The sequence below is a fragment of the Nocardioides turkmenicus genome, assembly GCF_011045035.1.
Lineage (GTDB): Bacteria > Actinomycetota > Actinomycetes > Propionibacteriales > Nocardioidaceae > Nocardioides > Nocardioides turkmenicus.
Genome location: NZ_JAALAA010000007.1, coordinates 61,638 through 86,854 on the forward strand (window position 1 = coordinate 61,638; position 25,217 = coordinate 86,854).

Below are 25,217 nucleotides of genomic sequence, written 5' to 3' on the forward strand. Positions count from 1 at the left end.
GGTTCTGCTCATGTCCTCCCCACCAGGTTTCGCGGCAGTCTCCGCAGCCGCCGGACACCGCCCGCCGGCCCTGGCCGCGGCCGCCACGTCCGTCGAGCCCGCCGCGCTCTGCGACGGCGCGCCGGCCGGGCTGCAGACGGCCACGTGGGGGACGGACGGTCCACTGGTCGAAGGCCGGACGCTGGTCCTCTCGCAGGAGCTGAGACGACGGAACCTGGTGATCGAGCCCGAGGACGTGGCCCGGATGCTCGCTCGCAGAGACAAGAACGCGCTCGCGGAGATGCTGCCCACCTTTGGTGCCGTGCACCATGCGGGGAGCGCCCTTCTCGCCACGACCGATGCGCTCGGGTTTCGCCATCTCTACTACCGCGTCGGCGACGGCTGGGCGGCGGTCTCGACATCGGCGCGGGTGCTGGCCGGGCTGGCGCCGACGTCCCTGGACCACGACGGCCTCGCCGTGCAGAGCCTGCTCGGCTGGCAGCTGCGCGGGCGCAGCCTGTTCGAGTCGGTGACGAAGGTGCCCGCCGGGCGGTCGGTCGAGATCCGCGACGGCCTGCTTCGCCTGGACGCCTTCACCGACGACCTCGGCGATCAGCAGGACGGACACCGCGTCGGTATCGCCGACGCGGTCGCGTCGATGAGCAGCATGCTCCGTGGCTACCTGAGCTCCTACCTCGACGACCACCCAGACGCGATCCTCCAGCTCACGGGCGGGCAGGACTCACGACTCCTCCTCTCGGCAATCGAGCCGCGACGCCGCCGCGGACTCAGAGTGGTGACCCTCGGGCGGCCCGATTCTCCTGATGTGCGGATCGCCGCCGACTTGGCGCGGCGCTACGGGATGAGGCACGAGATCATCAGCGTCGACGGCCTCGACACGCTGCAGCCCGAGGAGGCGTACGCACGATGCGCGGCCGCTGCCGGCGCGATCGAGCTCGGAGCGGATCCGCTGGCCTGGGCGGCCCTCGACTTCGCCGAGGCTCGGGCGACGCCGGGGCCCCGGATCTCCGGCCTCGGCGGAGAGGTGGCCCGCGGGTTCTACTATCTGGGCCGCGACGGCGACGGCCCGGTGACCGAGGCCCGGGCACGACGTCTCGCCGATTGGCGGATGTTCGTCAACGAGGCCGTCGAGCTCTCGGCGCTCCGGCCGGAGTTCCGGGAGCACGCGCGCGAGGTCGCCCATGCGGACGTGCTGACCACACTCGCCGACGGCGGTCGCCCATGGTTCGAGGCGACCGACGAGCTCTACCTCGGCCAACGGATGCAGCATTGGGCGGGGGCGACCGAGTCTCCGGTGAGCGCCCGCCGACGGATCGTCAACCCGATGCTGGATGACCGCTGGATCGCCAACTCACGGGCGCTCGTGCCCGCGGACAAGGCAGGCTCCAGGTTCCTCGCCCGGCTCCAGGTCGAGCTGGATGTCGATCTGGCCCGGCTCCCGCTCGAGGGCCGGCCCTCGCCGGCGACCTATGTCACCCCCGGATGGCGCAGCACGTGGCGACGAGGCGCGACGACGGTGGCCAAGGCCGGCCGTAAGCTCGGTCAGCGGGTCCGGCACCGCAGCCGGCCACCGGTCGGCGGCGAGATCCTCGCCGATGCGGTGGTGCGGCACTGGCGTACGTATCCGGACGCGCTCCTCGCTCTCGCGGGTGGACAGGTCGTCGAGCCGAGCTGGATCGATGACGTCGTAGCGGGCAGGCACCAGCCCGGGCCCAGCACGGTCGCGTTCATGCTCAACCTCTCCCTCGCGACCGATGCCGTGCGAGGGTCGGGGCTCACCGCTGCGAGATGAGCTCCCGCTCGGCGGCACGGCCCCGCTCGAGTGGCAGTGCCCGGCGCGCTGCCCGTGCCCGCGAGAGGCGCTCGACCCAGATCACCGCGACCACGGTGAGCGACCCTCCCAGCAGGGCGAGCCCGCCAGCCGTACGTCCCCGGCTGCCGCTGATCTCCTGGACGACGACGTCCTCGGGTGCCATCTCGGTGGACATCCGCGACGTCTCGCGGACACCCAGCTCGTCCTGACGGCGTTCGAGGATGCGGTCGAGGTCCTGGGCGATCCGGGCCGCCTCCTCCTCGACCCGACTTGCGTCGGGGTCCACGACCTGCACGTCGATCACCGGATGGTTGTAGACGGGAAGCCACTGGTTCCCGACGTTGCGCATCCGGACCCGGACGCCCTGGTCGAGACCCTCGCCATAGAGGGTCGTCTCCGTGGTGCTCATGTTGAGCGGATGTCGGCCTTGGTTGTACTCCTCCACCAGCAGGCCCGCCATCGGGACCATCCCGTAGGGGTCCTCGCGAAGCGTGTTCGGATTGACGGACTCCTTCGGGGGCAACAGCACCACCTCGAACTGGGTGAAGTAGACCGGTGGCCGGTCGAGCAGCACCAGCGCTCCGCCCAGCGTCATCAGCGCGCAGACCGCGACGACGTACCACCTGCGCAGCAGCAGGACGACGAGTTCGAGGGCTGTCACAGCCAACACCATGAGCCTCGCCGCCTGCCGGTCACCACGATCGTCGGTGTCGTACCTCGTCTTGGGTATGAGCGCGAGGGTGCGGCTCCCACGCGGCTGGAGGCCATGACGATTGCCATGGCTGGGCACGAGGGGTGCCGCCGGCCACTGTCGAGCGAAGGCGATCAGACATGGAACTCAGCGCGGTGTGGGGGGCCCTGGCGCGTCGTTGGTATCTCGTGATCGTCTCGCTGGGCCTGACCGTCGTCGCCGTGGTGGTGATGATGGGACGGGTTGGGCCGTCCTACACCGCCCAGGGCACGCTGCTCCTCTTCCCGCCCGAAGGCACCACGCGAGCGGGGGAGAGGGTCGAGGGCAACCCCTACCTCTCTCTCGGTGGGCTCAACCCTGCCCGCGACATCCTCATCCGCGCGATGACCTCCAAGTCGGCTCGGGCCGACGTTGCGAAGAGCCATCCCGGAGTGGGGTACGAGATGTACGCCGACATGGCCGTGAGCGGACCGATCATCGTGGTCGACGTGACCGGTCCGAGCGACGAAGCCACGGTGGGCGCCCTGAACACGCTGTTCGAGACCGTCCCGAGCGTGCTCAGCGACCTGCAGACCGATCTCGGGATCAAGCGCCGCGAATACATCACGGTTCAGCAGCTCACCATCGACGAGGACGCGCAGAAGGTCACGAAGGACCAGCTCCGCGCCGGGATCGTCGCCGGTGCGGGAGTCATGGTGGGCGGCCTGCTCGGTATCGGTCTGCTGGACGGACTGCTGCTGGCGCGTCGCCGTGGTGGTGGACGTCAGCGCGACGATGAGCTTCGGGATTCCGCTGCCATCGGCGGGGAGCGCGCCGAGCGCAGCAACGTCGAGCCCCTGGAGGGGCATGGCCGGTCGCTGCCCGTCCGGAACGGGTTCACCCAGGTCATGCCGCACGACGAACAGTCGTCCCGTGCGCAGCGCGGTTGAACCGACCGCAGGGGTACGCCGGTCGATCGATGCCGCGACCATCCTGACGGTCTACATCGTCGTGCTGCTCGCCATCCGGTCGGTGCTCGTCGTGCCGGCGCTGGGCACCGCCGGCGCACCGGCGACGATCGTCGCGATCGGCGCGTTCCTGTGGTGGGTCTGGTACCACGTCCAACGGGTCTACCGGATCGACCTCGGGCTGCAGCCGCTACGCGTCGCGATCCTGGGTCTCCTCCTGGCCGTGATGGCCTCGTACGTGCTGGCGATGTCCGGCCCCATGCCGGGCAACGAGCTGACGCCGGCCGACAGCGGACTGCTCAGGATGATCGGTCTGGCCGGTCTGGCGATGGTCGCGGCGGAGGGGATCTCGTCGCTCGACCGACTGCACGCGGTGGCACGCCGGCTGGTGATCGGCATCGGGTTGGTGGCGGTGCTGGGCCTGGCTCAGTTCGTGACCCGGCAGCCCCTGGTGGACCGGATCAGCATCCCCGGGCTCTCCGCACGCGGCATCGAGATCGGTCTGTACGAACGCAGCGGCATGCCGCGGCTGAGCGGAACCTCGACTCACCCGATCGAGTACGGCGTCATCCTGTCGATGGTGCTGCCGCTGGTGATCGTGTACGCCCTGCACGCACCCACCCGCCGCTGGCTCTACCGGGCCGTCCTGGCGGTGGTCGCGATCGCGATCTTCATGGTGATCTCGCGCTCCGCCATCCTCTGCACAGCGGTAGCCATCATCGTGCTCGCTCTCCGGTGGAGCTGGAGGATGCGTCTGGTCGCGCTCGGGTGCCTGTCGGCGATCTCGGGCGTGGTCTACCTGATGGTGCCGGGGATGCTCGGTGTGCTGACCGGCCTGTTCGTCGGCGCCGGTGACGATGCCAGCGTGGCGTCACGGACGGACGCGTACGGCGTGGCCTTCCAGTTCATCGCGCGTGACCCGTGGCTCGGTCGCGGGCCCGGGACGTTCCTGCCGCAGTACTGGATCCTCGACAACCAGTACCTGGGCCACACCATCGAGACCGGGCTGATCGGGATGGCCGCCCTGCTGGCGGTCATCCTGGTCGCCGCATTCACGGCTCGCTCCGCCCGGATGGCCGCGACCACCGACTTCGACCGTGAGCTCGCCCAGGGCCTGCTCGCCGCGATCCTAGCGGGCGCAACCGCGATGGCCTTCTACGACCTGTTCGCCTTCCCGCAGTCGTCGGGTTGCTTCATCCTGATGGTCGGGCTCGCCGGAGCCCTGCACCGACTCGTCCGCGTACGACGGACGGAGCCGTCAGCCGGGGTTCACGACTCCGCCGTCCGACCACACGTTTCCACGCCAGACGTTGCCGGGCGCTGAGGTGTCGAAGGACGCGATCGGGAACCAATACCCGCAGTTCGGCCGCGCCGCAGTGCGCTGGAAGACGTTGTCGATGAACCGGATGCGGTTGGCGTCGCCGTAGGCCTTGCCCTCCGACGACCCGCCGTAGGCGCACGTGCCGCCGGTCGTCACCAGGAACACGTTGCGCTCGATGAGGTTGTCCTCCACCGTGGCGAAGTCCCCGTATCCGGTCAGGCCGGCGGAGCAGCCCGCGTCGGGTGGGACGTCGGGAGCGTCGCAGGCGATCGTGTTGTGGCTGATGACACCGCCGGACCCCATGCGGATCCCGGACTCATGGGCGATGCCGCTCAGGTCGGTGAACTGGCCGTGCACGTAGGAGTCACGGACGGTGCAGTCGCGCCAGCAGTTGATCGAGCGGTTGCCGCCGGTCACCTCCACACGCACGGCGGTGAAGCCGACGTTGCCGATCCCGGTTCCGCCGCGGTTGCCGATCCGGACCTCGCTGTCGACGATCGTGAATCCCAGCCCATTGGACGCCTCGTCGTTGTACACGGTCCCGTTGATCACCGAGTTGCGGATCGTGACGTCGGCCGCCCGTACGTTCAGTGTGCAGTTCACGATCTTGCCGTCGATCACGGTGCCGGCCGCGGTGATGTTGCACGGTCCCGTGTACGGAGTCAGCCGCACACCCGTGGGCACACCGGTGGTGGCGGGGTTCGGGAACCCGTCGGGTATCGAGGCCGGCGGCTGAGGGCCGGCGGTCGCTTCCGGCGACGCCGATCCCGGGGGTGGTGCGGTGGGAGTCGCGGGAGCCGGGTCGGAGGTCGGTGAGGTCGGCGCCGGGGTCTGGGGCGTGGCGGAGGAACCGACCGAGGTCGTCGAGGAGGGGGTGTGCGGGGGAGACGACGGGCGGGCGGAGCCGGTCCGGCGCACCACGATGTCGACGGCGTAGCTGTTGGCTCCGAAGGACCGGGTGGGGAAGGAGCCGGGCCGGTACGAGTAGACACCGGCGTTGGGCGCGGCGGTGATCGGTCCCCTGGAGACGGGCCGGGTGAAGAAGCTCTGGTCGGTGGAATAGCGACCCTTGGGTGCGGTGTAGGAGACGACGTAGTCGCGGCCGGGCTCGAGGACCACCTTGTCGTCGAGTTCGGCCACCTGGAGGCCGCGCCGGGGCTCATCGGTGAATCGCGCCGTCGCGAGCTCGCGTCCCCGCCCGGACCACAAGGTGCCCGTGTGCGGTCCGGTGTTCGCGGCGCTCTTGTAGAACTGGACCGCGACGGCTTCGACCGGCTCGGTCACCCGGAACCGCAGCCCCAGCTCGACCGGACGGCGATCCGAGTCCGTCACGATCGCGGGGACCGCATCGTCAGGAAGCAGGCTGACCGCCTCCGCCTGGCTCTGCGAGATCGGCCAGATCACCCAGACGGCGATGGCTGCGACCGTGATCAGGACGCTGCTGACGAGGAGAGCCGGTCGTCGGGCAGGGCCTCGGCGGCGTGCCGGTCCGGAGTTTCGACGTGCCGAGATTTGCATGTGTTGCACCATTCGGGTGTAGACAGCGCCGTTTGCGATATCCGACCCTGCACAGATTCCGGCGGTCCGGGCATCCTCCAAAGTCGGTATCTCGGCCGGAGGGCTGGGCGGACACGTGCCGAGACCTCGCGCCACGCCTACCTGATACGGGGGATCCGGGTTCTGTGCGCCGTTCGACGGGTGGCTGGCCCGTGACGATTACGGGGTGAAGCTCGAGCTCCGATCCCGACTGGTGGACTCTCCCGCCTCCCTGGGCGCCAAGCTGCGGCTGCGGCGCTGGGAGAGGTTCACGACGCTCTTCCCCGACATCGCCGACATGAAGGTGCTCGATGTCGGCGGCACGACCGAGTCCTGGCTGCGGGCGCCGGTACGACCGGCGCACGTCGTCGTGCTCAACCTGACCGAGCCCGGGGCGGGTGACCAGGGCTGGGTGACGCCGGTGACCGGAGATGCCTGTGACGCGCGCGGTGTGTTGGAGAGCGCGGGGGCGCCGGTGGCGTACGACCTGGTGTTCTCCAACTCCCTGCTCGAGCACGTGGGGGGCCATGCCCAGCGGTCCAGGCTGGCCGAGCAGATCCGTCAGGCGGCGCCGCGGCACTGGGTCCAGACGCCCTACCGGTACTTCCCGATCGAGCCGCACTGGCTCTTCCCCGGGATGCAGTTCCTGCCGATGGCCCTCAGGGCCCGGGTCGCCGAGCGCTGGCCGTTGGTCCACACTCTTCCCGCATCGCGGGAAGAGGCGATGGCCGATGTCCAGTGGACCGAGCTGGTCGGGATGACGGAGATGCGCTCGTACTTCCCCGACTCCGACATCCTCAAGGAGAAGGTCCTCGGCCTGACCAAGTCGATGGTCGCGGTGCGAGCGCGATGAGGACCTCGCTCCACTCGATGTTGCGCGAGCACACCCGCGCGCGGCCGGACGCCCCGGCTCTCTCCTACAAGGGCATCACGCAGAGCTACGCGGAAGTCTGGGCCTCGGCCTGTGCGGTCGCCGCCGGGCTCGGTGACCTCGGCCTGGCCCGCGGGGACCGCTGCGCGATCTTCTTGGAGAAGCGACCCGAGACGGTCGCCTCGATCTTCGGGGCCACGGCCGCAGGCGGGGTCTTCGTGCCGGTCAACCCGCTGCTCAAGGGTGGCCAGGTCGCCCACATCCTCGACGACTGCTCGGTCAAGGTGCTCATCACCTCGCGCGAGAGGCTGGTCCTGCTCCGCGAGGAGCTGAAGGGGTGCGAGTCGCTCGAGCACATCGTCCTGGTCGGCACCGAGGTGCCCGACGACCTCCCGATCGACATCGCGGTGCACGCCTGGGCCGACCTGTTCGCAAGCGGCGCCTGCGCGCCTGCGGATACGACGATCGATCAGGACCTCGCTGCGATCCTCTACACCTCGGGCAGCACCGGCAAGCCGAAAGGCGTGGTGCTGAGCCACCGCAACCTCGTGGTCGGCGCCGAGAGCGTCAGCAGCTATCTCGGCAACGGGCCCGAGGACGTCATCCTCTCGGTGCTCCCGCTCAGCTTCGATGCGGGCCTCAGCCAGCTCACCACGGCCTTCGCGGTCGGCGCGCACGTTGTGCTGATGAACTATCTGCTCCCGAGCGAGGTTCCGGCGCTGTGCGCGGAGCACGGCGTGACCGGATTGACCTGCGTACCACCCCTGTGGCTGCAGCTGGCCGGTGTGGAGTGGCCGCCGGAGGCCCGAGCCCGCCTGCGCTACTTCGCGAACACCGGCGGACGGATGCCGCGGGCGACGCTGCAACGGCTCCGCGAGCACTTCCCGACGGCGCAGCCCTTCCTGATGTACGGACTGACCGAGTCGTTCCGCTCCACCTATCTCGACCCCACCGAGGTCGACCGTCGGCCGGACTCCATCGGCAAGGCCATCCCCAACGCCGAGGTTCTCGTCGTGCGCCCCGACGGGACACCGTGCGAGCCCGGGGAGGAGGGAGAGCTCGTCCATCGCGGCGCCTTGGTGGCCCAGGGCTACTGGGGCGATCCCAGGCGAACCGCCGAGCGGTTCCGGCCGCTGCCGCGGGAGCAGGCGTCGTGGCGTACGCCGGAGCTGTGCGTGTGGTCCGGAGACCGGGTCGTAGCCGACGAGGAGGGCTTCCTCTACTTCGTCGGGCGCTTGGACGACATGATCAAGACTTCCGGCTACCGGGTCAGCCCGACCGAGATCGAGGAGGTCGTCTACGACACCGGTCTGGTCCGCGACGCGGTGGCGCTCGGTCTGCCTGACGACAGGCTCGGGCAGAGGATCGTGCTGCTGGTGACCCCTCCCGCCGGCGAGGCGGAGATCGAGGTCGACCGGCTGCTGACCGCGCTGCGCCGCGCGATGCCTCCCTACATGGTCCCCTCGACCATCGACGTACGTCCCGAGCTTCCGCGGTCCCCGAACGGAAAGTTCGATCGCGTCCTGATCAGGACCGTGCTGGCGTCGTGACCGTCAGCGCAGCCTCTTGACGAGCCCCGCCGCCTGGCGTTCCACTCGCCTGGCGATGCCCTGGCCGCTCAGGATCTGGCTGCGCACGGTGTCGCCGTCGTCGTCCGCGGTGACGCTGAACCTCGGCTGCAGCCAGGCCCCGGCCACCGCGTGGGCGCGGTCGCTGGTGTGCACGTGCTGGTAGCCGAGGCGGCGCAGATGACGCAGCGTGGTGCGGTCGTAGCGGCCGAGCGGCAGCGCCGCCTCCTCCACCACCTCACCGGCCGCCATGGTGATCTGCTCGCGGGCCTCGATGAGCTCGCGGCGTACGCCTGCGGCGTCGAGGCCGCGCCAGCTGACGTGGTCCATGCCGTGGGTGCCGATCCGCATGCCGGCCACCCGGAGGAGGCGGATGTCGAGGCGGTCGACGCTCCCCCGCTTGCCGAGGCGGCCGGCGAGGACGAAGAAGGTCGCGGTCAGGCCGCGGTTCAGCAGGCCGGGCAGCCCGAGGACGACGTCGGAGTGGTTGCCGTCGTCGAAGCTGATCCGCACCTCGGGCCGGCCGGCGACGGCGTCGAGGATGTCCTCGTAGGCGTCGCGGCTGATCCAGTAGCGGTCCTCACCCGGCTCCAGCTCGCGCTCGGGTTCACCGATGCCGTGGAAGCAGATGTTGGTCACGTGGGCGGGCATGTCGTCCACGCTAGGGAGCCGGAGGCCGCCTACGGCCACCCCGTGCGAAGGCCTACCTCATACGGGGGATCTGCGGTCGGGAGGCGGCTCCGGCGGGTGTCTATGCCGTCGAGACTCGTGACGTGCCGCAGCCGATCCGCACCATCGCCGTCGTGGTGGTGACCTATAACAGCGCTCACCTGCTCGCCGATCTCGTCGGCTCCCTGCCGGGTGGGCTCACCGGTCTCGGGTGGCGGCTGGTGATCGCCGACAACGCCTCGGCCGACGACACCGTGACCGTCGCCCGTCGCCTCGCCCCGCAGGCCACGGTCGTCGAGACCGGGCGCAACGGCGGCTACGCCGCCGGGATCAACGCCGGCGTCGCCGCCGCGTTCGCCGGGGACCGCGATCTCGATGCGGTGCTGGTGCTCAATCCGGACGTACGTCTCGAGCCGGGCTGCGCCGCGGCGCTGGCACGCGAGATCGGGCCCGGTGTCGGTGTCGCCGTTCCGCACCTGGTCGACGCCGAGGGCCGGCTGATCGAGTCGATGCGCGGTGCGCCGAACCTGGTCAGGGCCTTCGCCGACGCCGTCGTGGGCGCCAACCGCGCCGGACGCGTGCGTTGGGCCGGGGAGATCGTGGCGTCGCCGGCCGAGTACGAACGAGCCCAGGACACCGACTGGGCCGAGGGCTCCACGCAGCTGATCAGCGCCGCCTGCTGGCGCGCGTGCGGACCGTGGGACGAGTCCTACTTCCTCTACTCCGAGGAGACCGAGTTCCACCTGCGCGCCCGCGACCGGGGCTTCCGGGTGCGGTACGTCCCCGCCGCCCGCGCCGTGCACCTCGGCGGCGAGTCCACCACCTCGCCCGGGCTGTGGGCGCTGCTGGTCGCCAACCGGGTGCGGCTCTTCACGGCCCGTCGCGGGCGGGTCCAGGGGGCGGCGTACTGGCTGATGGTGCTGGCCCGCGAGTGCAGCCGGGCGCTGCTGGGGAAGCGGACCTCGCGACGAGCGGTCCGCACGCTGGTCAGCCGCCGGCGGATGAGCGCCCCGCGCGGACCCGAGTGGGTGGCGAGCGCATGAAGGCGGTGCTCGCTCCGATCACGGCCGAGGATCTCCCGGCCGTCTCGTCGTTCCTGCACGAGCAGCTGAACCCGCGGGTGCGGGAGCTGGAGTGGACCCAGGCGCTGCGGGTGCCGTGGGACGTGCCCCAGCCCAACCACGGCTTCTTCCTCACCTCGGAGAAGCAGGTCGTCGGGGCCTACCTCGCCTACTACTCCGAGCGGACGGTCGGCGACGAGACGCTTCAGATCTGCAACCTGGGCGCCTGGTGCGTGCTCGACAGCCACCGGCATCAGGGGCTGCGGCTGCTGACCACGCTGCTCAAGCAGCCCGGCTACGAGTTCACCGACTTCTCGCCCTCGGGCAACGTGGTCGCGCTCAACCGGAAGCTCAAGTTCACCGACCTCGACACCACGACCTCGCTGGTGCCGGCGGTGGCGCTGCCGGGGCGCGGGGTGCGGGTGAGCAGTCGTCCCGACGTGCTCGACTCGGTGCTGCAGGGCGAGGAGCGGGACCTCTACGCGGACCATCGCGCCGCCGCCGCGGCCCGGCACGTGGTGCTGAGCACCGGCTCCGAGCACTGCTACGTCGTGGCCCGCAAGGACACCCGCAAGGGCGTACGTGCCTTCGCTTCGGTCCTCTACGCCAGCAACCCCGGGCTGCTCCGCCGGCACGCGCCGCGGCTGGCCTGGCACCTGCTGAGGCAGCACGGTGCCGCAGCGACCCTGATCGAGCACCGGGTGGCGGACGGTGCGCCGGCCGGAGGCCACCGACTGTCGCGGTCGCGGCCGAAGATGCTGCGCAGCGACGCCCTCGACCCGGCCCGGGTCGACTACCTGTACAGCGAGCTGACATGTCTGGAGTGGTGATGACCGACGCCGATGGACCGGCTGTAGGGGGCGTACCGGTGCGGCTGCTGGCGGAGCGGGTCGGCTCGACGCCGTTCTTCGCCTACGACCGGGACGCGATCGACGCCCGGGTGGCGTCGCTCCGGGCCGCTCTTCCCGACGATGTGCACCTGAGCTATGCGGTCAAGGCCAACCCGATGCCTGCCGTGGTGCAGCACCTGGCCCGGAGGCTCGACGCGCTCGACGTCGCCTCGGGGGCCGAGATGCGGGTGGCGCTCGACACCGGGATCGATCCAGGGTCGGTGAGCTTCGCGGGGCCCGGGAAGTCGGTCGCCGAGCTTACGTCGGCGGTGGCGGCGGGCGTCCTCGTCGAGATCGAGTCGCCGCTGGAGGCCGACCGTCTGGTCGAGGCCGCCGAGCGGCTCGGGCTTCGGCCGCGGGTCGCGGTTCGGGTCAACCCGGACTTCGAGGTCAAGGGCTCCGGGATGCGGATGGGCGGCGGCGCCCAGCAGTTCGGCGTCGACGCCGAGACGGTGCCGCTGCTGCTCAAGACGCTGCACGACCGCGACGTCGAGGTGGCCGGCTTCCACGTCTTCTCCGGCTCCCAGAACCTGCACGCCTCGATCCTGGCGGAGGCGCAGGAGCGCACGGTCGACCTCGTGCTGCGGCTCTCCGGCGACCTGCCGGAGCCGATGGCCTACCTCAACATCGGCGGCGGCTTCGGGATCCCGTACTACACCCAGGATCGGCCCCTCGACCTCGACCTCGTCGGTTCCCGGCTCGAGGAGCTGCTGGCCACCCGCGTACGTCCCGCGCTGCCGTCCGCGCAGGTCGTGATCGAGCTCGGCCGCTATTTCGTCGGCGAGGCCGGGGTGTATGTGACCCGGGTCGTCGACCGCAAGATCTCCCGCGGCACGACCTTCCTCGTCGTCGACGGCGGCATGCACCACCAGCTCGCCGCCTCCGGCAACTTCGGCCAGGTGATCCGCCGCAACTACCCGATCTCGGTCGCGGCAGCCCATGAGGCCGCGGAGGAGACCGTCCAGGTCGTCGGCTGCCTGTGCACGCCCCTGGACCTGCTCGGCGACAAGGTGAGCCTGCCGCGGGCCGAGGTGGGCGACCTGGTCGTGGTCCACCAGGCCGGCGCGTACGGCCTCACCGCCAGCCCCACCGCCTTCCTGAGCCACCCGGCGCCGCTCGAAGTGCTCGTCTGACGTCCCGTGAACCCGAACCCAAGGAGTCCCCGCTCATGACCATCGACACCACCGACGCGACCCTCGACCGGGTCGGCGAGGCGATCACCGACGTGATCGGCCCCGACCACAGCGCCGGCACGCTGACCGCCGACACGCTGCTCTTCGGCTCCCTGCCCGAGCTCGACTCGCTCGCCCTGGTCGAGCTGATCACCGTCCTCGAGGACCGCTTCGGCTTCGAGATGGACGAAGACGACATCAACGCCGAGGTGTTCGAGTCCGTCGGGTCACTGGCCGAGTATGTGCGGGGGCAGCTCCGCTAACCGCTGGTCGAGCCGCCGGAGCCGCGAGGCGGAGGCGTGTCGAGACCAACACGGTCTATTCGAGCGCAGAGGGGACTGTGTTGGTCTCGACACGCTCGCTGGTGCTCGCGGCTCGACCAGCGAGGAGCTGAGCCGCCGCCTGGTCGATCTTGCCGTTGCCGAGGCGGGGGAGCTGGGCGACGGGAAGGAGTACGTCGGGCACCGAGTCCGGCCGCAGCACCGTCGCCAGGCGGCGGCGGAGATCGTCGATGACAGGACGACCCTCGACGAGGCTGACCAGGTCGCCCGCGGGAGTGGCGGCGGTGAACGTGACCACGCCGAAGGCCTGCTTCACCTCGGCATCGAGGGCGTCCAGGTCGACGAAGCTCGCGCTGCGCTTGACCCGGCGGCCCGCGCGACCCAGGCAGAAGAGCTCCTCGCCGCGCCGGGCGCCGAGGTCTCCGGTGAGCACCCGCTCCGCCCCGTCCCAGCGCGGAAACTGCCCGCTCGGGGAACCGAACAGATAGCCCCCAGGCAGATGGGGCGACCCGATGGCGAGCATGTCACCTGCCCCCACCAGCGATGTACGCCACGCCCCGACCTCCCCGCGCCCGATGCCGACCGCACCGTGGACCGTCGCCAGCTCGTCACCGGCGTCGAACCGGGCGGCGCTGGCGAACCCGATCGTCTCGCTGGTGCCGTACGTGTTGACGACGGTCGGGACCCCGAGGTCGAAGACGCGCCGGGCGTCGGCGGCGGAGAGCCGGTCGCCGCCGGAGCCCCACACCCGCAGGCTCCGCGGAGCGGCGTCGACCCGCTCGGCGGCCGCCAGGTCGATGAACCGCGGAGCCAGCCGCAGGTGGGTCGCCCCGACGCGGGAGCAGAACCCGAGCGGTCGGAGCCGGTCCCCAAGAGACGAGGACACCTGGACCGATGCTCCGGCGGCCAGGGCGACCAGCAGGTTGGTCATCGCCAGGTCGTAGGAGAGATGCGAGACCTCGGCCCACACCGAGGCGTCGTCCAGGGAGAGCGCGGACGCGCCGTGCGGGACGAACGCGTCGATCCCGGCCCAGGCCGACAGCACCCCCTTGGGGCCACCGCCGGTGGAGCCCGAGGACATCGCGACGTACCCGGCCCCCATGCCCTCCCGCGCCGACGCTGAGGACGCGACCGCCCGGATCCCCGACCTGTCGAGCACGACGTCGGGATGCAGCGCCTGGACGAGAGCCCGGCGGTGATCCTCGGCCGCCGACGGGTCCACGAAGCAGACCGAGAGGTCACCGACGATCGCGGCCACCAGCGCGACGACCGCGTCGGTGGAGAGCGGCAGCGACATCGCGACCAGCGGCCGGGGCACACCCGCCGCCGCGACGAGCGCGAGGCGCAGCTCCTCGGCCGCCTCGACCAGCGCGTCCGGGCCGACCGAGGTGCGTCGATCGGCGATCACGGACCCCGACAGAGGTCGGGTGCGTGCGGAGAGGATGCGCTCGGCCAGCGGGTTCACAGCAGGCGACGCTAGGAGCCGCCGGACGCCGCGGCACCCGCCTCACCGTTCACGATCCCCGGATTCGGGGATATGGCGGGTGTCCCCGGTGAGCGTGTCGCCGCGCTCCTCAACGCTGCTCGTATGGTCGACGCAGCCCAGCAGAGAAACGGCGTGGCAAGGACGCACGTGCTGATCATCGTTCAGAACCTTCCCGTGCCGCTGGACCGACGGGTCTGGCTGGAGTGCCAGGCTCTGGTCGCGCGGGGCTACGAGGTCAGCGTGATCTGCCCGAAGGGCCCCGGCGACCCGGGACGTCAGCAGATCGGCGGCGTACGCATCTACAAGTACCGGCCCGCACCGCAGGCCCGCGGTGTGCTCGGCTACCTGCTCGAGTTCGTCTACTGCTGGATCCGCACGGCCCTGCTGGCCACCAAGGTCTGGCGCGACCGCCCCTTCGCGATCATCCAGGCCTGCAACCCGCCCGACACCTACTGGCTCCTGGCCCGCATCTGGAAGCGTCGCGGTGTCCGGTTCGTCTTCGACCAGCACGACCTCAACCCCGAGCTCTTCCTCTCCCGGTTCGGCACCCCGACGTCCCCGTCCGGCCGCGCCCAGCTGGCCGGGCTGCGCTGGCTCGAGAAGCAGACGTACGCCACCGCCGACCGGGTCATCTCGACCAACGAGTCCTACCGGAAGGTCGCGATCACCCGCGGCGGGATGGATCCCGCCGCCGTGACCGTGGTCCGCAGCGGACCGGACACCTCCGTGATGCGCCCGGTACGTCCCCAGGACCCCGCGCCCCAGGGCCGCCGGCACACCCTGGCCTACCTCGGGATCATGGGTCCCCAGGACGGTGTCGACACCGTGCTGGAGGTGATGGACGAGCTCGTCCACCGGCGCGGCCGCACCGACGTCGACGCCGTGCTGATGGGCTTCGGCGACTGCCTGGAGGACCTCAAGCGTCGCTGCACCGAGCTGGGCCTCGACGACGTGGTCACCTTCACCGGCCGGGCCGGCTCCGCGCTGATCGCCCAGCACCTCAGCGCCGCCACCATCGGCCTGTGCCCCGACCTGAAGACGCCGCTCAACGACGTCTCGACGATGAACAAGACGATGGAGTACATGGCCTACGCGCTGCCGTCGGTCTCCTTCGACCTGGTCGAGACCCGGGTCTCCGCCGAGGACGCCGCGCTCTTCGTCCCGTCGGGGGACGTGGCCGCGTTCACCGACGCGGTCGAGTCGCTGCTGGACGACCCCGAGCTCCGGGTCGAGCTGGCGTTGCGGGCACGGGAACGCGCGGCGAAGGTGCTCGACTGGGGACCGCAGTCGGCGGCGTACGTGCAGGTCTACGACTCGATGTGTGCGATCGAGGAGACACGGGCGGCGATCGAGGGGTTCGAGTACGTCGACCTGGACGACCCGGACGCGCTGCGGCAGTTCGTACTCACCCGCGGACCTGCGGTGACGTAACCGATTTGGGGTATATGACCCGGACTTCGGGACCGCTGTCCGCGCGGATCCTCTTGGATGGCTCCTTGTGCTGAAAATAGGGGCCATCGGCTCCTAGCAAACTAGGAGTCAACCCCACGTGACCCCCACTGTACGGATGCTCGGGACCCGTGGTGTGCCCGCTGCCCACGGCGGCTTCGAGACCGCGGTGGAGAACATCGGACTCGACCTGGTCGACCGCGGCTGGCGGGTGGTCGTCTACTGCCAGGACGACGAGCCGCACGCGGACCTGCGCATCGACTCGTGGAAGGGCATCGAACGGGTCCACGTGCCGGCCCGTCACGACGGTCCGCGCGGGACGATCGAGTTCGACGTCGGCGCGGTGCGGCATGCCGCCCGGGAGGCCGCTCAGGACGGCAGCGTCTGCGTGACGTTCGGCTACAACACCGGCGCGCTCAACTCGGTGCTGCGCTCCCGCCGCATCCCCAACATCATCAACATGGACGGCATCGAGTGGAAGCGGGCCCGATGGTCGGGCCCCGAGAAGGCCTTCTTGTGGACCCAGGAGCGGGCCGCCTGCTGGCTGGGTGACCACCTCATCGCCGACCACCCCGAGATCGCCCGCCACCTGGCGACGCGGGTGCCGGCCGAGAAGATCACCACGATCGCCTACGGCGCCCCGAGCGTCGTCGACGCGCCCGAGTGGGCGGTGCTCGACCACGGGCTGGAGCCGGGCGCCTACCTCACCCTGATCGCCCGCCCGGTGCCGGAGAACAGCATCCTGGAGGTCGTCCGCGCCTTCTCCAGCCGCCGCTGGGGCCGGCGGCTCGTGGTCCTGGGCGACTACGACCCGGCCGACGACTACCAGCGCGCGGTCCTCGAGGCGGCGAGCGACGAGGTCGTCTTCCTCGGCGCGATCTACGACACCGACATCGTCTCGGCCCTGCGCTTCCACTCGGTGGCGTACGTCCACGGGCACCAGGTCGGCGGCACCAACCCCTCCCTGGTCGAGGCGCTGGGCTGCGGCAACGCCGTGATCGCCCACGACAACCGCTACAACCGCTGGGTCGCCGACGGCGCGGCGCTCTACTTCTCCGACGAGGCCGGGGTCGTCACCGCGCTGGAGCGGGTCCTGTCCGAGCCGGAGCTCACCGCGTCGCTGTCCGCGGCCGCCCGCGCCCGGCATGCCGCAGAGTTCACCTGGAGCCGGATCACCGACCAGTACGAGGCGCTCATCCGCGCCCACCTGCGCTGACGTTCTCTAGACGTCGGTGGTGACGTCCGCCGCCCGGGGCGCTGCCTCGCGGGCGGCGTAGGCACGGTAGGTGAGGACGCAGGCGACGGTGAGGACCGCGGCGGTGGCCGCGCAGGCGGTGAAGAGGGTGTGCCACTCGTCGTGGTCGGCCGCCGGACCGGCGACGACGGCGGCGACCGAGCTGCCGATGAAGAGAGACGCGGCGAAGCAGGCCACGACGGTGCCGCGCGCCTCGGGGACGATCGAGGTGGCCCAGGTCTGCAGCGAGGTGTGCAGGAAGGCCCAGGTGACGCCGAGCATGACGACGATGCCGATGATCGTGGGCACCGAGACGCGCAGGGTCGCGGTGGCGTACCCCAGTGTCAGCGCGCTGCCGCCGATCCCCATCAGAGCCCAGCGCGGCAGCCGCCGCGTCAGCGCCTTGAGGACCTGGGAGGAGAGCAGGACCGCGACCCCGTACGCAGCAGCCGCGAGCCCCGCCCGCGCGGCGTCGACGCCCTGCGCCTGCAGCGCCGGGGCGAGAAGGGTGAGGACGCCGAGGACCAGGCCGCCCTCGACGAAGACGAGCACCCCGACCACCAGCACCCAGCGGTTGCTCAGCGCGGCCCGGAACGCGGCCCCGATCCCGCCGTTGGCTGCTCGCGGCGGCTCGGCGAGCGTCCTCAGGCCCCAGGCGCTGACCAAGGCCACGACTGCCGGGACCGCGAACACGACCCGCCACCCGGCGAGCTGCCCGGTGATCCCGGCCGCGGCCGCCGCCAGGGCGGTCCCGACCGCCATCGCCGCCATCAGGTCGGAGAGCGCGCGCTGCCGGTGGGCGGTGGAGACGGTGTCGCCGACGTACGTCAGTGACGTCGGCACGATGGCCCCGAAGAACGCTCCCGCGACGACCCGCACCACCACGAGGGTGACCAGGTTCGGTGCCGCCGCCGAGACCAGCCCGGCGATACCCGCCCCGACGAGAGCGCCCTGCATCAGCCGCACCCTGCCGAAGCGGTCCGAGAGCGCACCCCACAGCGGCTGGCTCAGCCCGTACGCCAGGTAGTAGCCGCTCGCGATCGCCACCGCCTGCCCCACGGAGACCCCGAAGGTCGTCGCGACCAGGACCAGGATCGGGCTCACCACGAACCGGTCGAAGCTGCTGACGAACGAGGCGACGGCGATCCAGAGGGGTGGGCGGTGCTTCTGGTCCGGGGGCACGTTTGTCAGGTTAGTAAAGGATGGTTGCCTGGGGGCTGGGTGGCCGGTGGCCGGAGTCAGGAGGACATGTGCAGCGTGGCGAGGTGTGGTGGGTGGAGTTCGACGAGCGGCGGCCGGTCGTGCTGCTGTCGGGAGACGACGGGTCCGGGATCGAGGTGATGCAGGTCGTCGCTCCGGCGGGTGTCGACCTCGCCGGTCTGGGCGTCGAGGTGGCCGTGGGGGAGGGGCTGCCCTGCGAAGGCGTGCTCCGGGTGGCCCTGCCGCGCCCGGGCTTCACCCCGTGCACGTGGCTGACCACCTTGTCCCGGGACGACCTGATCGAGCGGGCGGGCACCCTGTCCGCCGCGAAGCTCGGCGAGATCGACGAGGCCCTCCGGCTGGCCGGGCTCGGGTAGCGGAGACCGTCTCAGGGCAGCAGCGCGGCCCGGAACGCGGCGGCGTGGAGGGCGGCTGACTCGGGCCACTCCCGTGCGGAGAGATCCGGCCGCCCGGGAGGCGGCTCGGCGGCGACCGCCTTCAGCGCGCGCTCGAGATCCTCGATGGTGAGCGTGCCGTCGAAGAGATGGAGCCAGCCGTCGCCGACCTCCTCGGACAGCCGGCGGTTGACCTCGTTGTCGGGGGCGAGGACCGGGGTGTCGAGGGAGAGTGCGAGCAGCAGGGCGCCGGAGTTGTGCATCGCCTTGTAGGGCAGCACCACCAGGGCGGCGGCAGCGATCTCGGCGGCCAGGGTGGCGTCGTCGGCGTAGCTCAGCTCGGCGCTCACCCGGGGGTCGGCGGCCACCGCGGCGCGGACCCGGGCCTCGAGGGCGGGGTCGGTGGGGGAGCCGACGAGACGTACGTCCAGGTCTGCCCCGGGGCTGCCGGCGACCGCCTCGAGCAGGTGCTCGACGCCCTTGTAGGGCTTGATCAGGCCGAAGTAGAGGGCTCGTCGCGGGTTCGGGGTCGCCTCGAAGGCGGGTTCGACCCGGTCGAACCAGTCGCGGTAGTGCGCGTGGACGATCGTCGAGGTCGGCACCGCGAGCGGCGGAGCGGTCTGGTCGGTGAGCCGGATGACGTGCCTGGTGCGGCGCTCGAGGGCGTCCAGGAGCCGGTGGTCCCAGCGGCTCAGGCCGTCGGGGCGGGCGAGGTTGTGCCAGGTGCGTACGACCGGGGTCCGGGTCAGGTGCAGCCGGGCCACGAACGCGGTGACGAGCAGGCGGCGGGCGAGGCGGCGCAGCGGCGTACGCGCCGACATGAGCAGCTCGGGCCAGTGCACGTGGAAGACGTCGTAGTGGCCGGCGATGGCGCGCGCGAAGCCGAAGAGGAGCACGTCGGTGTCGTCGCGCCGGTCCAGGGTCTGGATCAGCTGGACGATGTAGGGGTTGGTCGTCGCACGCAGCTCTCGGACCGACTCCATGACCCGCACCGGCCGGTCGCGGCGCCCGTCGCGTAGCCCCTGCAGGACCGCGGAGAGGGGGCGCACCGGGTGCAGGAGCTGTCGGCGCCCGCCCCGCATCAGGATCTCGTACGCAGCCCCCACCGCCCCGCGGCGCCAGGCCCGCTCGCGCTCCTGGCTGAGCCAGGTGCGCGCGAAGAGGGCGCGGTTGCGGACGTTGAAGTAGTAGTAGGCCGGCGACTTGGCGCGGGAGCCCTCAGCACGCTGGGTGCCGCCGCCGGCATGGATCGCGGTAGCCCCGTCGACGACCGCGACCCGGCCGCCGAACGCCCGGACCCGGGCGCACAGGTCGACGTCCTCCCAGTAGAGGAAGTAGCGCTCGTCGAAGCCGGCCAACCGCTCCCAGAGCTCACGCGTGACCGCGAAGCAGGCGCCGGTGACCCACGGCAGCGTCTCGGCGTCGGGGTGCTCGGCGCGACGTCGCCAGGAGCGCATCGTCCCGGTGTCGAGGTCGAGGTCGAGGCCCGCGGAGGCGACCTCTCCGTCCGGGCCGAGCACGGTCGGCGCGGCGAGGAGGAGCGGCTCGGCCTCGACGGCTGCCAGGAGGCGTACGGCCGACTCGGCGTCGATCGTGGCATCCGGGTTGAGGAAGAGCAGCACCTCGGCGCCCTCGGCCAACGCCGTCGCGGCACCCAGGTTGCAGCCCGCGCCGAAGCCGGTGTTGGTGCCGGGGTAGACGCCGGTCCAGCCCTCGCGGTCGCAGAGAGCCCGGACCGCGGCCCGGTTGGCGTCGGTCGAGTGGTTGTCGACGACGACGATCCGGGCGGGCCGGAGCGCCGCAGCGACCTGAGTCGTGTGGCGCTCGAGCAGTGAAGGATCGCCGTAGCCGACCACGACCACGGCGAGGCGGGCGAGGTCGCTCATGCGAGGCCGCCGTCCAGCGCCCGCAGCTCACGCCACCACTTGCGCAGCGCGATGGCCAGGGCGGCCGCGTTGCAGGCGAAGACCAGCGCGTAGGTCCACGAGAAGACCATCCCGAAGCCGAGCAGCACGAACATCCAGCACTGCGCGCCGTAGTCCATCGGCAGCAGCGCCCACTTGCGCAGGGGGTGCTCGTGGACCGCCGACGAGGCCGGCCCTGGAGGCTCGGGAGCCGGGCGCAGGGTCGGCATCAGGATCAGCCCGAAGTACGTCACCACGGCGACCACCTCGAACCCGAGCGGCACCAGCAGCCAGCCGTCGGTGGCCGGACCGAAGCGGTGCCAGGAGACCAGCACCGCCAGATGCAGGCTCGCGGTCTTGAAGCAGTCGATGGTGTGGTCGAGCCACTCGCCCGAGCGCGACCCGCCGCCCCGCAGCCGCGCGAGCTGGCCGTCGGAGGAGTCGAGGACGTAGCCCGCGGCCAGCAGCACCGCGACCAGGAGCCCGGTCCACCAGCGCGGCTCGACCAGCGCGAGCACCGCCAGGCCCCCGGCCGAGAGCGTCGCGCTCAGCGCGGTCACCTGGTTGGGCGTCGCGCCGAGCGTGTGCGCGGCCGCGGCGACGACCCGGCCGGCGGGCCGGTTGACGAGCCGCGAGTAGGCCGCGGTGTTGAGCGAGGGCTTCTGCGCCCGTCCCAGGGCCTCCAGGTGCGTACGGAACCCGCCGGGGGCGCGTTCGGCGCCGGTCGCGGCCATGCTGGATCCTGCTTCGCTGTGACGTGGGGGAGTGACAGCGGGACCCTAGACGAGCACGCTTCGGCCGTGGCCGCTCGAGGCCTCCGCTCCCCAGATCTGGGTAGGACTTTGCCAGGACCTTCGGCCCGGGCCGTTCGGGTGGCCTACCTTTGCTCATCATGCGTTTGTTGGTCGCCCACCCGTCGCCGGACGTCTACGGCTCCGACCTGCAGCTGGTCGAGACGGTGCACGGGCTTCGTCGGGCGAGCCAACAGGTCACCGTCGTCGTACCCGAGCACGGCCCCCTGATCCCGCTGCTCCAAGCCGCCGGCGCGAGGGTCGAGGTGATGCCGTTCCCGGTGCTGCGCAAGGCCTACCTCAGCCCCGCCGGGCTCCTCCGGCTGGCCGCGGCGCTGATGGTCTTCTGGGTGCGCGCGGCGCGGCTGTGGCGGCGGGTCCGGCCGAGCCGGCTGCTCGTCAACACCGTGACCATCCCGTGGTGGATCCTCGTCGGGCGCGCGGCCCGCGTCCCCGTGGTGTGCCACGTGCACGAGGCCGAGGACGACCAGCCCAGGCCCGTACGCCTCGCCCTGACCGCTCCGCTCCTCCTGGCTACGCGCGTGGTGGCCAACTCGCGGGCGTCGCGCGATGTGCTGGCACGCGCGGTGAAGGTGCTGGGGCGGCGTACGACGGTCGTCTACAACGGTGTGCCGGGGCCGGAGTCCGTGGCGGCAGCACGCACCCGCACCCCGGACGGGCCGCTGCGGCTGGTCCTGGTCGGGCGGCTCTCGCCGCGCAAGGGGACCGACGTGGCCCTCGAAGCGCTCGCCGAGGTGCGCCGCGGCGGGATCGACGCGCGGCTGCGGGTGTGCGGGTCGGTGTTCACGGGGTATGAGTGGTTCGAGCGGGAGCTCCGCTCCCGGGCCGCCGACAGCGACCTCGCGGGCAGCGTCGAGTTCCTCGGCTACGTCGACGAGCCGGCCGGGGAGCTCGAGCAGGCCGACGTCGTGCTGGTGCCGTCCCGGGTCGAGCCCTTCGGCAACGTCGCGGTCGAGGCGCTGCTCGCCGAGCGGCCGCTGGTCGCGAGCCGGGTGCAGGGGCTGGCCGAGATCGTGACCGATGGTGAGACCGGCCTGCTCGTGACCCCTGGTGACGTGCACGAGCTGGCGGACGCCATCCGGCGGCTCGCCGCCGACCCCGCCCTCGCCGCCAAATTAGCGTCCGCCGGACGCAAAAACGCCGAGGAGCGCTTCGGCGTCGAGCGCTACCGCGACGAGATCGCCGCCGAGGTGCTCGGTTGAGTCAGCAGCTCGGTCGCAGCGCCGCCCGAGGCGGGATGGTGGTGCTCGCCGGCCAAGGCGTACGCATCCTGGTCCAGGTCGCCTCGGTCGCGGTGCTGTCCCGGATGCTCGGCCCCCGCGACTACGGCCTGGTGGCGATGGTCCTGGCGGTCATCGCGGTCGCCGAGATCTTCCGCGACCTCGGCCTCTCGACCGCCGCGGTCCAGGCCAAGGCGCTGACCCGCGAGCAGCAGACGAACCTGTGGTGGCTCAACGCCGCCCTCGGCGCCGGCCTCGCGGTCCTCGCCGTCGCGGCCGCCCCGCTCGTCGCCCTCCTCTACGACGAGCCGGCCCTCACGGGCCTGACCGCGGCGATGGCGGGGATGTTCGTGCTCAACGGCATGGCGGCGCAGTATCGCGCCGACCTCACCCGCCGGCTGCTCTTCGCCAGGCTCGCCGCCGCCACGACCCTGGCCCCGCTGCTGGCCCTCGGGATCGCGGCGTACGCAGCAGCCAACGGCGCCGGCTACTGGGCCCTCGTCGTCCAGCAGCTGGTCCAGGGCGCTGTCGGCCTGGTGGCCGTCGGTGTGTTCGCCGGCTGGCTCCCGGGTCGCCCGCGGCGCGGCGTGGAGATGGGTGAGTTCCTGCGTTTCGGCTGGTCGCTGGCGGGAACCCAGCTGATCAACTATGCCGCCAGCAACATCGACTCGGTGCTCATCGGCACCCGCCTGGGCGCCGACCAGCTCGGCTCCTACAACCGCGCCTGGCAGCTGCTGATGAACCCGCTGGTCCAGCTGCGCGGCCCCACCACGACCGTGGCGTTGCCGGTGCTGAGCCGGATCCGCGAGAACCCGGCGCTGACCCAGCGGTTCGTGCAGCGCGGCCAGGTCGCGCTGGGCTACAGCCTCGGCGCTGGGCTCGGCCTGGTAGCCGGCGCCGCCGCCCCGGTCTGCGCGCTCTTCCTCGGCCCGGGCTGGGACGTCGCCGGCGTCTTCGCCCTGCTCGCCTGCGCGGGCCTGTTCCAGACGCTGGCCTACGTCGGCTACTGGGTCTACCTCGCCCACGGCCTGACCACCGAGCTGCGCCACTACACGCTGGTCGCCTCGGTCCTGAAGGTCGTCTGCGTGCTCGTCGGCGTGCGCTACGGGATCACCGGGGTGGCGGCCGGGTACGCGACCGCCCACCTGCTCGAGTGGCCGCTGTCGCTGTGGTGGATCTCCCGCCGCACTCGGCTCCGCGTCGGCCCGCTCTACCTCGGTGCCGCCCGGATCCTGCTCGTGGCGGGCGCCGTCGCCGGTGCGGCGTACGCCACCGCCCAGGCCCTTCACGGGCAGCACCCCGGGGTGACGGTGCCGGTCTGCGTGGTCGCCGGCGGCGTGGCGTACGCGCTTCTGCTCGTTGTCCCGCCGATCCGCCGCGACGTGATGTCGCTGGTGGTGACGGTGCGGGGTGCTGTGGGGGACAGGTTCAGCCGCGGCTCGGCCTGACCGGCTGGCCGGTGTCGTCCCAGACGTTGCCGGAGTGAGAGACCTTCGTCGACGACGGGTGGATGATCGCGCAGCCGTCGATCCGCTGGTCGCTGAGGAACCGGTTGTCGCGGATCACGGTGCCACGGATCGGGCCCCGGCCCTTCTCGGCGATGTTGACCGTGCAGCCGCCGCCACCGAGGAGGTTGTCGCGGATCGTGACCCCGGAGACGTCGGCGATGCTCTGGGTGATCTGCACGCCGGCGTTGTAGGCGCCGGTGAACCGGTTGCCCGCGATCGTGATGTTGCTGCCGCCGATGATCTGGATCGAGTCGTCGTGGGAGGCGCCGCCGTCCTGGTACGGATCGTTCTCGAAGTGGTAGTTGTCGTGAAACCAGTTGTCGCGCACGGTCACGTTGCTGCCGGTGATGTGCACCTGGTCGGTGACGTGGTGGATCTCGGAGCCCTCGAGGGTGAAGTCGTGGCCGACCACCCCGTTGACGCCCGGTGCGGCGCCGGCGGCGTGCACCTCGACGTTGCTGACCAGCATCCCCGCGCCGTTGCCGTTGTTGTTGGAGATCCCCGCGGTCTCGGAGCCGGTCGGCACGATCACCCTGCTGTTGCGGATCGTCACGTTCGGCGCCTCGACGCTGATCCGGCCGTGCACCTCGAGGCCGTCGACCACCTGTCCGGGAGTCCTGACGACCAGGTCGCCACGGTGGACCCGCAGCTTCTTCTTCGGAGGTACGCCGGCACCCGGAGGAGGCGATCCCAGCGGCTCGCTCTCCCGTGGACCCTCGCCGGAAGGCCGGTCGCCGGACCGGTTGGCGCGGTCCGAGGGCCGCTTCTTCGGCGACGGGCTCGCCGAGGGCCTGACCGAGCTGGTCGAGGAGGCCGAGGGCGACGCGGACGAGGACGGGGACGGCTCCGGGGTCAGCGTCACCGGCCCGCCGAAGTCGTCGGGCGGAAGGTTGGCGTAGTTCCGCTCCGCACGCGGAGCAGGCTCCTCGGCGGGCCCCGACGTCAGCGCGTACGTCGAACCCAGCGCGACCACGGTCGCGACCGTGGAGATGCCGAGGAGGAGGACCCGGGACGGGACAGCCAAGAGACGTACGCCTTCCTGTGGACTCTGCATCCAACCGATGGTGCGGGAGTCTGCCCCCTGGACCACCCGGTTTGCGAGCGTTGGATGCATGTGCCCCCAGACATACCCGATTCAGGGGATCGGAGGTGCGTTTCGCGGGCGGAAGCCCGGGAATGTCCACGACAC

Annotated in this window: 22 protein-coding genes; 14 read left to right on the forward strand and 8 right to left on the reverse strand. The window is 71.5% G+C overall.

Translation table 11 applies throughout. The annotated features are described in order from the left end of the window. Window positions 1–10: 10 nt before the first annotated feature. Window positions 11–1,792 carry a hypothetical protein gene (locus G5C66_RS09850; protein WP_165110780.1) on the forward strand — a complete coding sequence of 594 codons (1,782 nt, stop codon included), beginning with the start codon at window positions 11–13 and terminating at the stop codon, window positions 1,790–1,792. On the opposite strand, the gene G5C66_RS09855 is transcribed toward G5C66_RS09850, so the two are convergent. Then, window positions 1,776–2,474: a hypothetical protein gene (locus G5C66_RS09855; protein ID WP_165110781.1), complete on the reverse strand. Its 699-nt coding sequence runs from the start codon at window positions 2,472–2,474 to the stop codon at window positions 1,776–1,778. The two genes, G5C66_RS09850 and G5C66_RS09855, sit on opposite strands and share 17 nt — an antisense overlap. Window positions 2,475–2,644: 170 nt before the next feature. On the opposite strand from G5C66_RS09855, the gene G5C66_RS09860 reads away from it, so the two are divergent. Together G5C66_RS09860 and G5C66_RS09865 are read left to right on the forward strand one after the other, a co-directional pair. Further along, window positions 2,645–3,433, forward strand: coding sequence for a hypothetical protein (locus G5C66_RS09860; protein ID WP_165110782.1), 789 nt, complete (start codon window positions 2,645–2,647; stop codon window positions 3,431–3,433). After that, a complete protein-coding gene (locus G5C66_RS09865; protein WP_165110783.1) occupies window positions 3,417–4,775 on the forward strand; it encodes an O-antigen ligase family protein in 1,359 nt (452 codons plus the stop codon). The genes G5C66_RS09860 and G5C66_RS09865 overlap by 17 nt, the downstream gene beginning before the upstream one ends. Here G5C66_RS09865 and G5C66_RS09870 read toward each other — a convergent pair. After that, on the reverse strand, window positions 4,710–6,290 hold the full coding sequence (locus tag G5C66_RS09870; protein WP_165110784.1) for a DUF4082 domain-containing protein: 1,581 nt from the start codon (window positions 6,288–6,290) through the stop codon (window positions 4,710–4,712). The two genes, G5C66_RS09865 and G5C66_RS09870, sit on opposite strands and share 66 nt — an antisense overlap. Window positions 6,291–6,495: 205 nt before the next feature. Here G5C66_RS09870 and G5C66_RS09875 point away from each other — a divergent pair, with 205 nt between their 5' ends. Further along, window positions 6,496–7,161 carry a methyltransferase type 11 gene (locus G5C66_RS09875; RefSeq protein ID WP_165110785.1) on the forward strand — a complete coding sequence of 222 codons (666 nt, stop codon included), beginning with the start codon at window positions 6,496–6,498 and terminating at the stop codon, window positions 7,159–7,161. Continuing rightward, complete coding sequence (locus tag G5C66_RS09880; protein WP_165110786.1) at window positions 7,158–8,729, forward strand: acyl-CoA ligase (AMP-forming), exosortase A system-associated; 1,572 nt, start codon at window positions 7,158–7,160, stop codon at window positions 8,727–8,729. The genes G5C66_RS09875 and G5C66_RS09880 overlap by 4 nt, the downstream gene beginning before the upstream one ends. Window positions 8,730–8,732: 3 nt before the next feature. On the opposite strand, the gene G5C66_RS09885 is transcribed toward G5C66_RS09880, so the two are convergent. Beyond that, complete coding sequence (locus tag G5C66_RS09885; RefSeq protein WP_206443914.1) at window positions 8,733–9,398, reverse strand: polysaccharide deacetylase family protein; 666 nt, start codon at window positions 9,396–9,398, stop codon at window positions 8,733–8,735. Window positions 9,399–9,520: 122 nt separating this feature from the next. On the opposite strand from G5C66_RS09885, the gene G5C66_RS09890 reads away from it, so the two are divergent. From G5C66_RS09890 to G5C66_RS09905, 4 genes are read left to right on the forward strand one after another with little or no spacing between them, the layout of a single operon-like run. After that, window positions 9,521–10,459: a glycosyltransferase gene (locus G5C66_RS09890; protein WP_165110788.1), complete on the forward strand. Its 939-nt coding sequence runs from the start codon at window positions 9,521–9,523 to the stop codon at window positions 10,457–10,459. Further along, window positions 10,456–11,307, forward strand: coding sequence for a GNAT family N-acetyltransferase (locus G5C66_RS09895; protein ID WP_165110789.1), 852 nt, complete (start codon window positions 10,456–10,458; stop codon window positions 11,305–11,307). Before G5C66_RS09890 ends, G5C66_RS09895 begins: the two co-directional genes overlap by 4 nt. Continuing rightward, window positions 11,307–12,500, forward strand: a complete 1,194-nt coding sequence (locus G5C66_RS09900) for a pyridoxal-dependent decarboxylase, exosortase A system-associated (protein ID WP_206443915.1) — start codon at window positions 11,307–11,309, stop codon at window positions 12,498–12,500. The genes G5C66_RS09895 and G5C66_RS09900 overlap by 1 nt, the downstream gene beginning before the upstream one ends. A 35-nt stretch (window positions 12,501–12,535) precedes the next feature. After that, window positions 12,536–12,802 (forward strand): acyl carrier protein, encoded by a 267-nt coding sequence (locus G5C66_RS09905; RefSeq protein WP_165110791.1) that lies wholly within the window; start codon window positions 12,536–12,538, stop codon window positions 12,800–12,802. Between the two features lie 55 nt (window positions 12,803–12,857). Here the strand turns inward: G5C66_RS09905 and G5C66_RS09910 are convergent, their stop codons facing one another. Further along, on the reverse strand, window positions 12,858–14,285 hold the full coding sequence (locus G5C66_RS09910) for an AMP-binding protein (RefSeq protein ID WP_165110792.1): 1,428 nt from the start codon (window positions 14,283–14,285) through the stop codon (window positions 12,858–12,860). A 168-nt stretch (window positions 14,286–14,453) separates the two neighbouring features. Here G5C66_RS09910 and G5C66_RS09915 point away from each other — a divergent pair, with 168 nt between their 5' ends. Together G5C66_RS09915 and G5C66_RS09920 are read left to right on the forward strand one after the other, a co-directional pair. After that, window positions 14,454–15,737 (forward strand): glycosyltransferase family 4 protein, encoded by a 1,284-nt coding sequence (locus tag G5C66_RS09915; RefSeq protein WP_338144129.1) that lies wholly within the window; start codon window positions 14,454–14,456, stop codon window positions 15,735–15,737. Window positions 15,738–15,855: 118 nt separating this feature from the next. After that, window positions 15,856–16,971, forward strand: coding sequence for a DUF1972 domain-containing protein (locus tag G5C66_RS09920; RefSeq protein ID WP_165110794.1), 1,116 nt, complete (start codon window positions 15,856–15,858; stop codon window positions 16,969–16,971). A gap of 6 nt (window positions 16,972–16,977) precedes the next feature. Here the strand turns inward: G5C66_RS09920 and G5C66_RS09925 are convergent, their stop codons facing one another. Next, on the reverse strand, window positions 16,978–18,171 hold the full coding sequence (locus G5C66_RS09925; protein ID WP_338144130.1) for an MFS transporter: 1,194 nt from the start codon (window positions 18,169–18,171) through the stop codon (window positions 16,978–16,980). A 68-nt stretch (window positions 18,172–18,239) separates the two neighbouring features. On the opposite strand from G5C66_RS09925, the gene G5C66_RS09930 reads away from it, so the two are divergent. Beyond that, window positions 18,240–18,566 carry a type II toxin-antitoxin system PemK/MazF family toxin gene (locus G5C66_RS09930; protein ID WP_165110795.1) on the forward strand — a complete coding sequence of 109 codons (327 nt, stop codon included), beginning with the start codon at window positions 18,240–18,242 and terminating at the stop codon, window positions 18,564–18,566. A gap of 11 nt (window positions 18,567–18,577) precedes the next feature. Here the strand turns inward: G5C66_RS09930 and G5C66_RS09935 are convergent, their stop codons facing one another. After that, complete coding sequence (locus tag G5C66_RS09935; protein WP_165110796.1) at window positions 18,578–20,470, reverse strand: glycosyltransferase; 1,893 nt, start codon at window positions 20,468–20,470, stop codon at window positions 18,578–18,580. Then, the gene (locus G5C66_RS09940; RefSeq protein WP_165110797.1) at window positions 20,467–21,222 is read right to left on the reverse strand and encodes a CDP-alcohol phosphatidyltransferase family protein; all 756 of its coding nucleotides are present in this window, start codon (window positions 21,220–21,222) and stop codon (window positions 20,467–20,469) included. The genes G5C66_RS09935 and G5C66_RS09940 overlap by 4 nt, the downstream gene beginning before the upstream one ends. A 158-nt stretch (window positions 21,223–21,380) precedes the next feature. Between G5C66_RS09940 and G5C66_RS09945 the strand changes: the two genes are divergently transcribed. After that, window positions 21,381–22,502, forward strand: coding sequence for a glycosyltransferase family 4 protein (locus G5C66_RS09945; protein WP_206443918.1), 1,122 nt, complete (start codon window positions 21,381–21,383; stop codon window positions 22,500–22,502). Then, window positions 22,499–23,968 (forward strand): lipopolysaccharide biosynthesis protein, encoded by a 1,470-nt coding sequence (locus G5C66_RS09950; RefSeq protein ID WP_241248394.1) that lies wholly within the window; start codon window positions 22,499–22,501, stop codon window positions 23,966–23,968. The genes G5C66_RS09945 and G5C66_RS09950 overlap by 4 nt, the downstream gene beginning before the upstream one ends. Here the strand turns inward: G5C66_RS09950 and G5C66_RS09955 are convergent. Beyond that, window positions 23,949–25,082: a right-handed parallel beta-helix repeat-containing protein gene (locus tag G5C66_RS09955; RefSeq protein ID WP_165110798.1), complete on the reverse strand. Its 1,134-nt coding sequence runs from the start codon at window positions 25,080–25,082 to the stop codon at window positions 23,949–23,951. The genes G5C66_RS09950 and G5C66_RS09955 overlap by 20 nt on opposite strands. Window positions 25,083–25,217 lie beyond the last annotated feature (135 nt).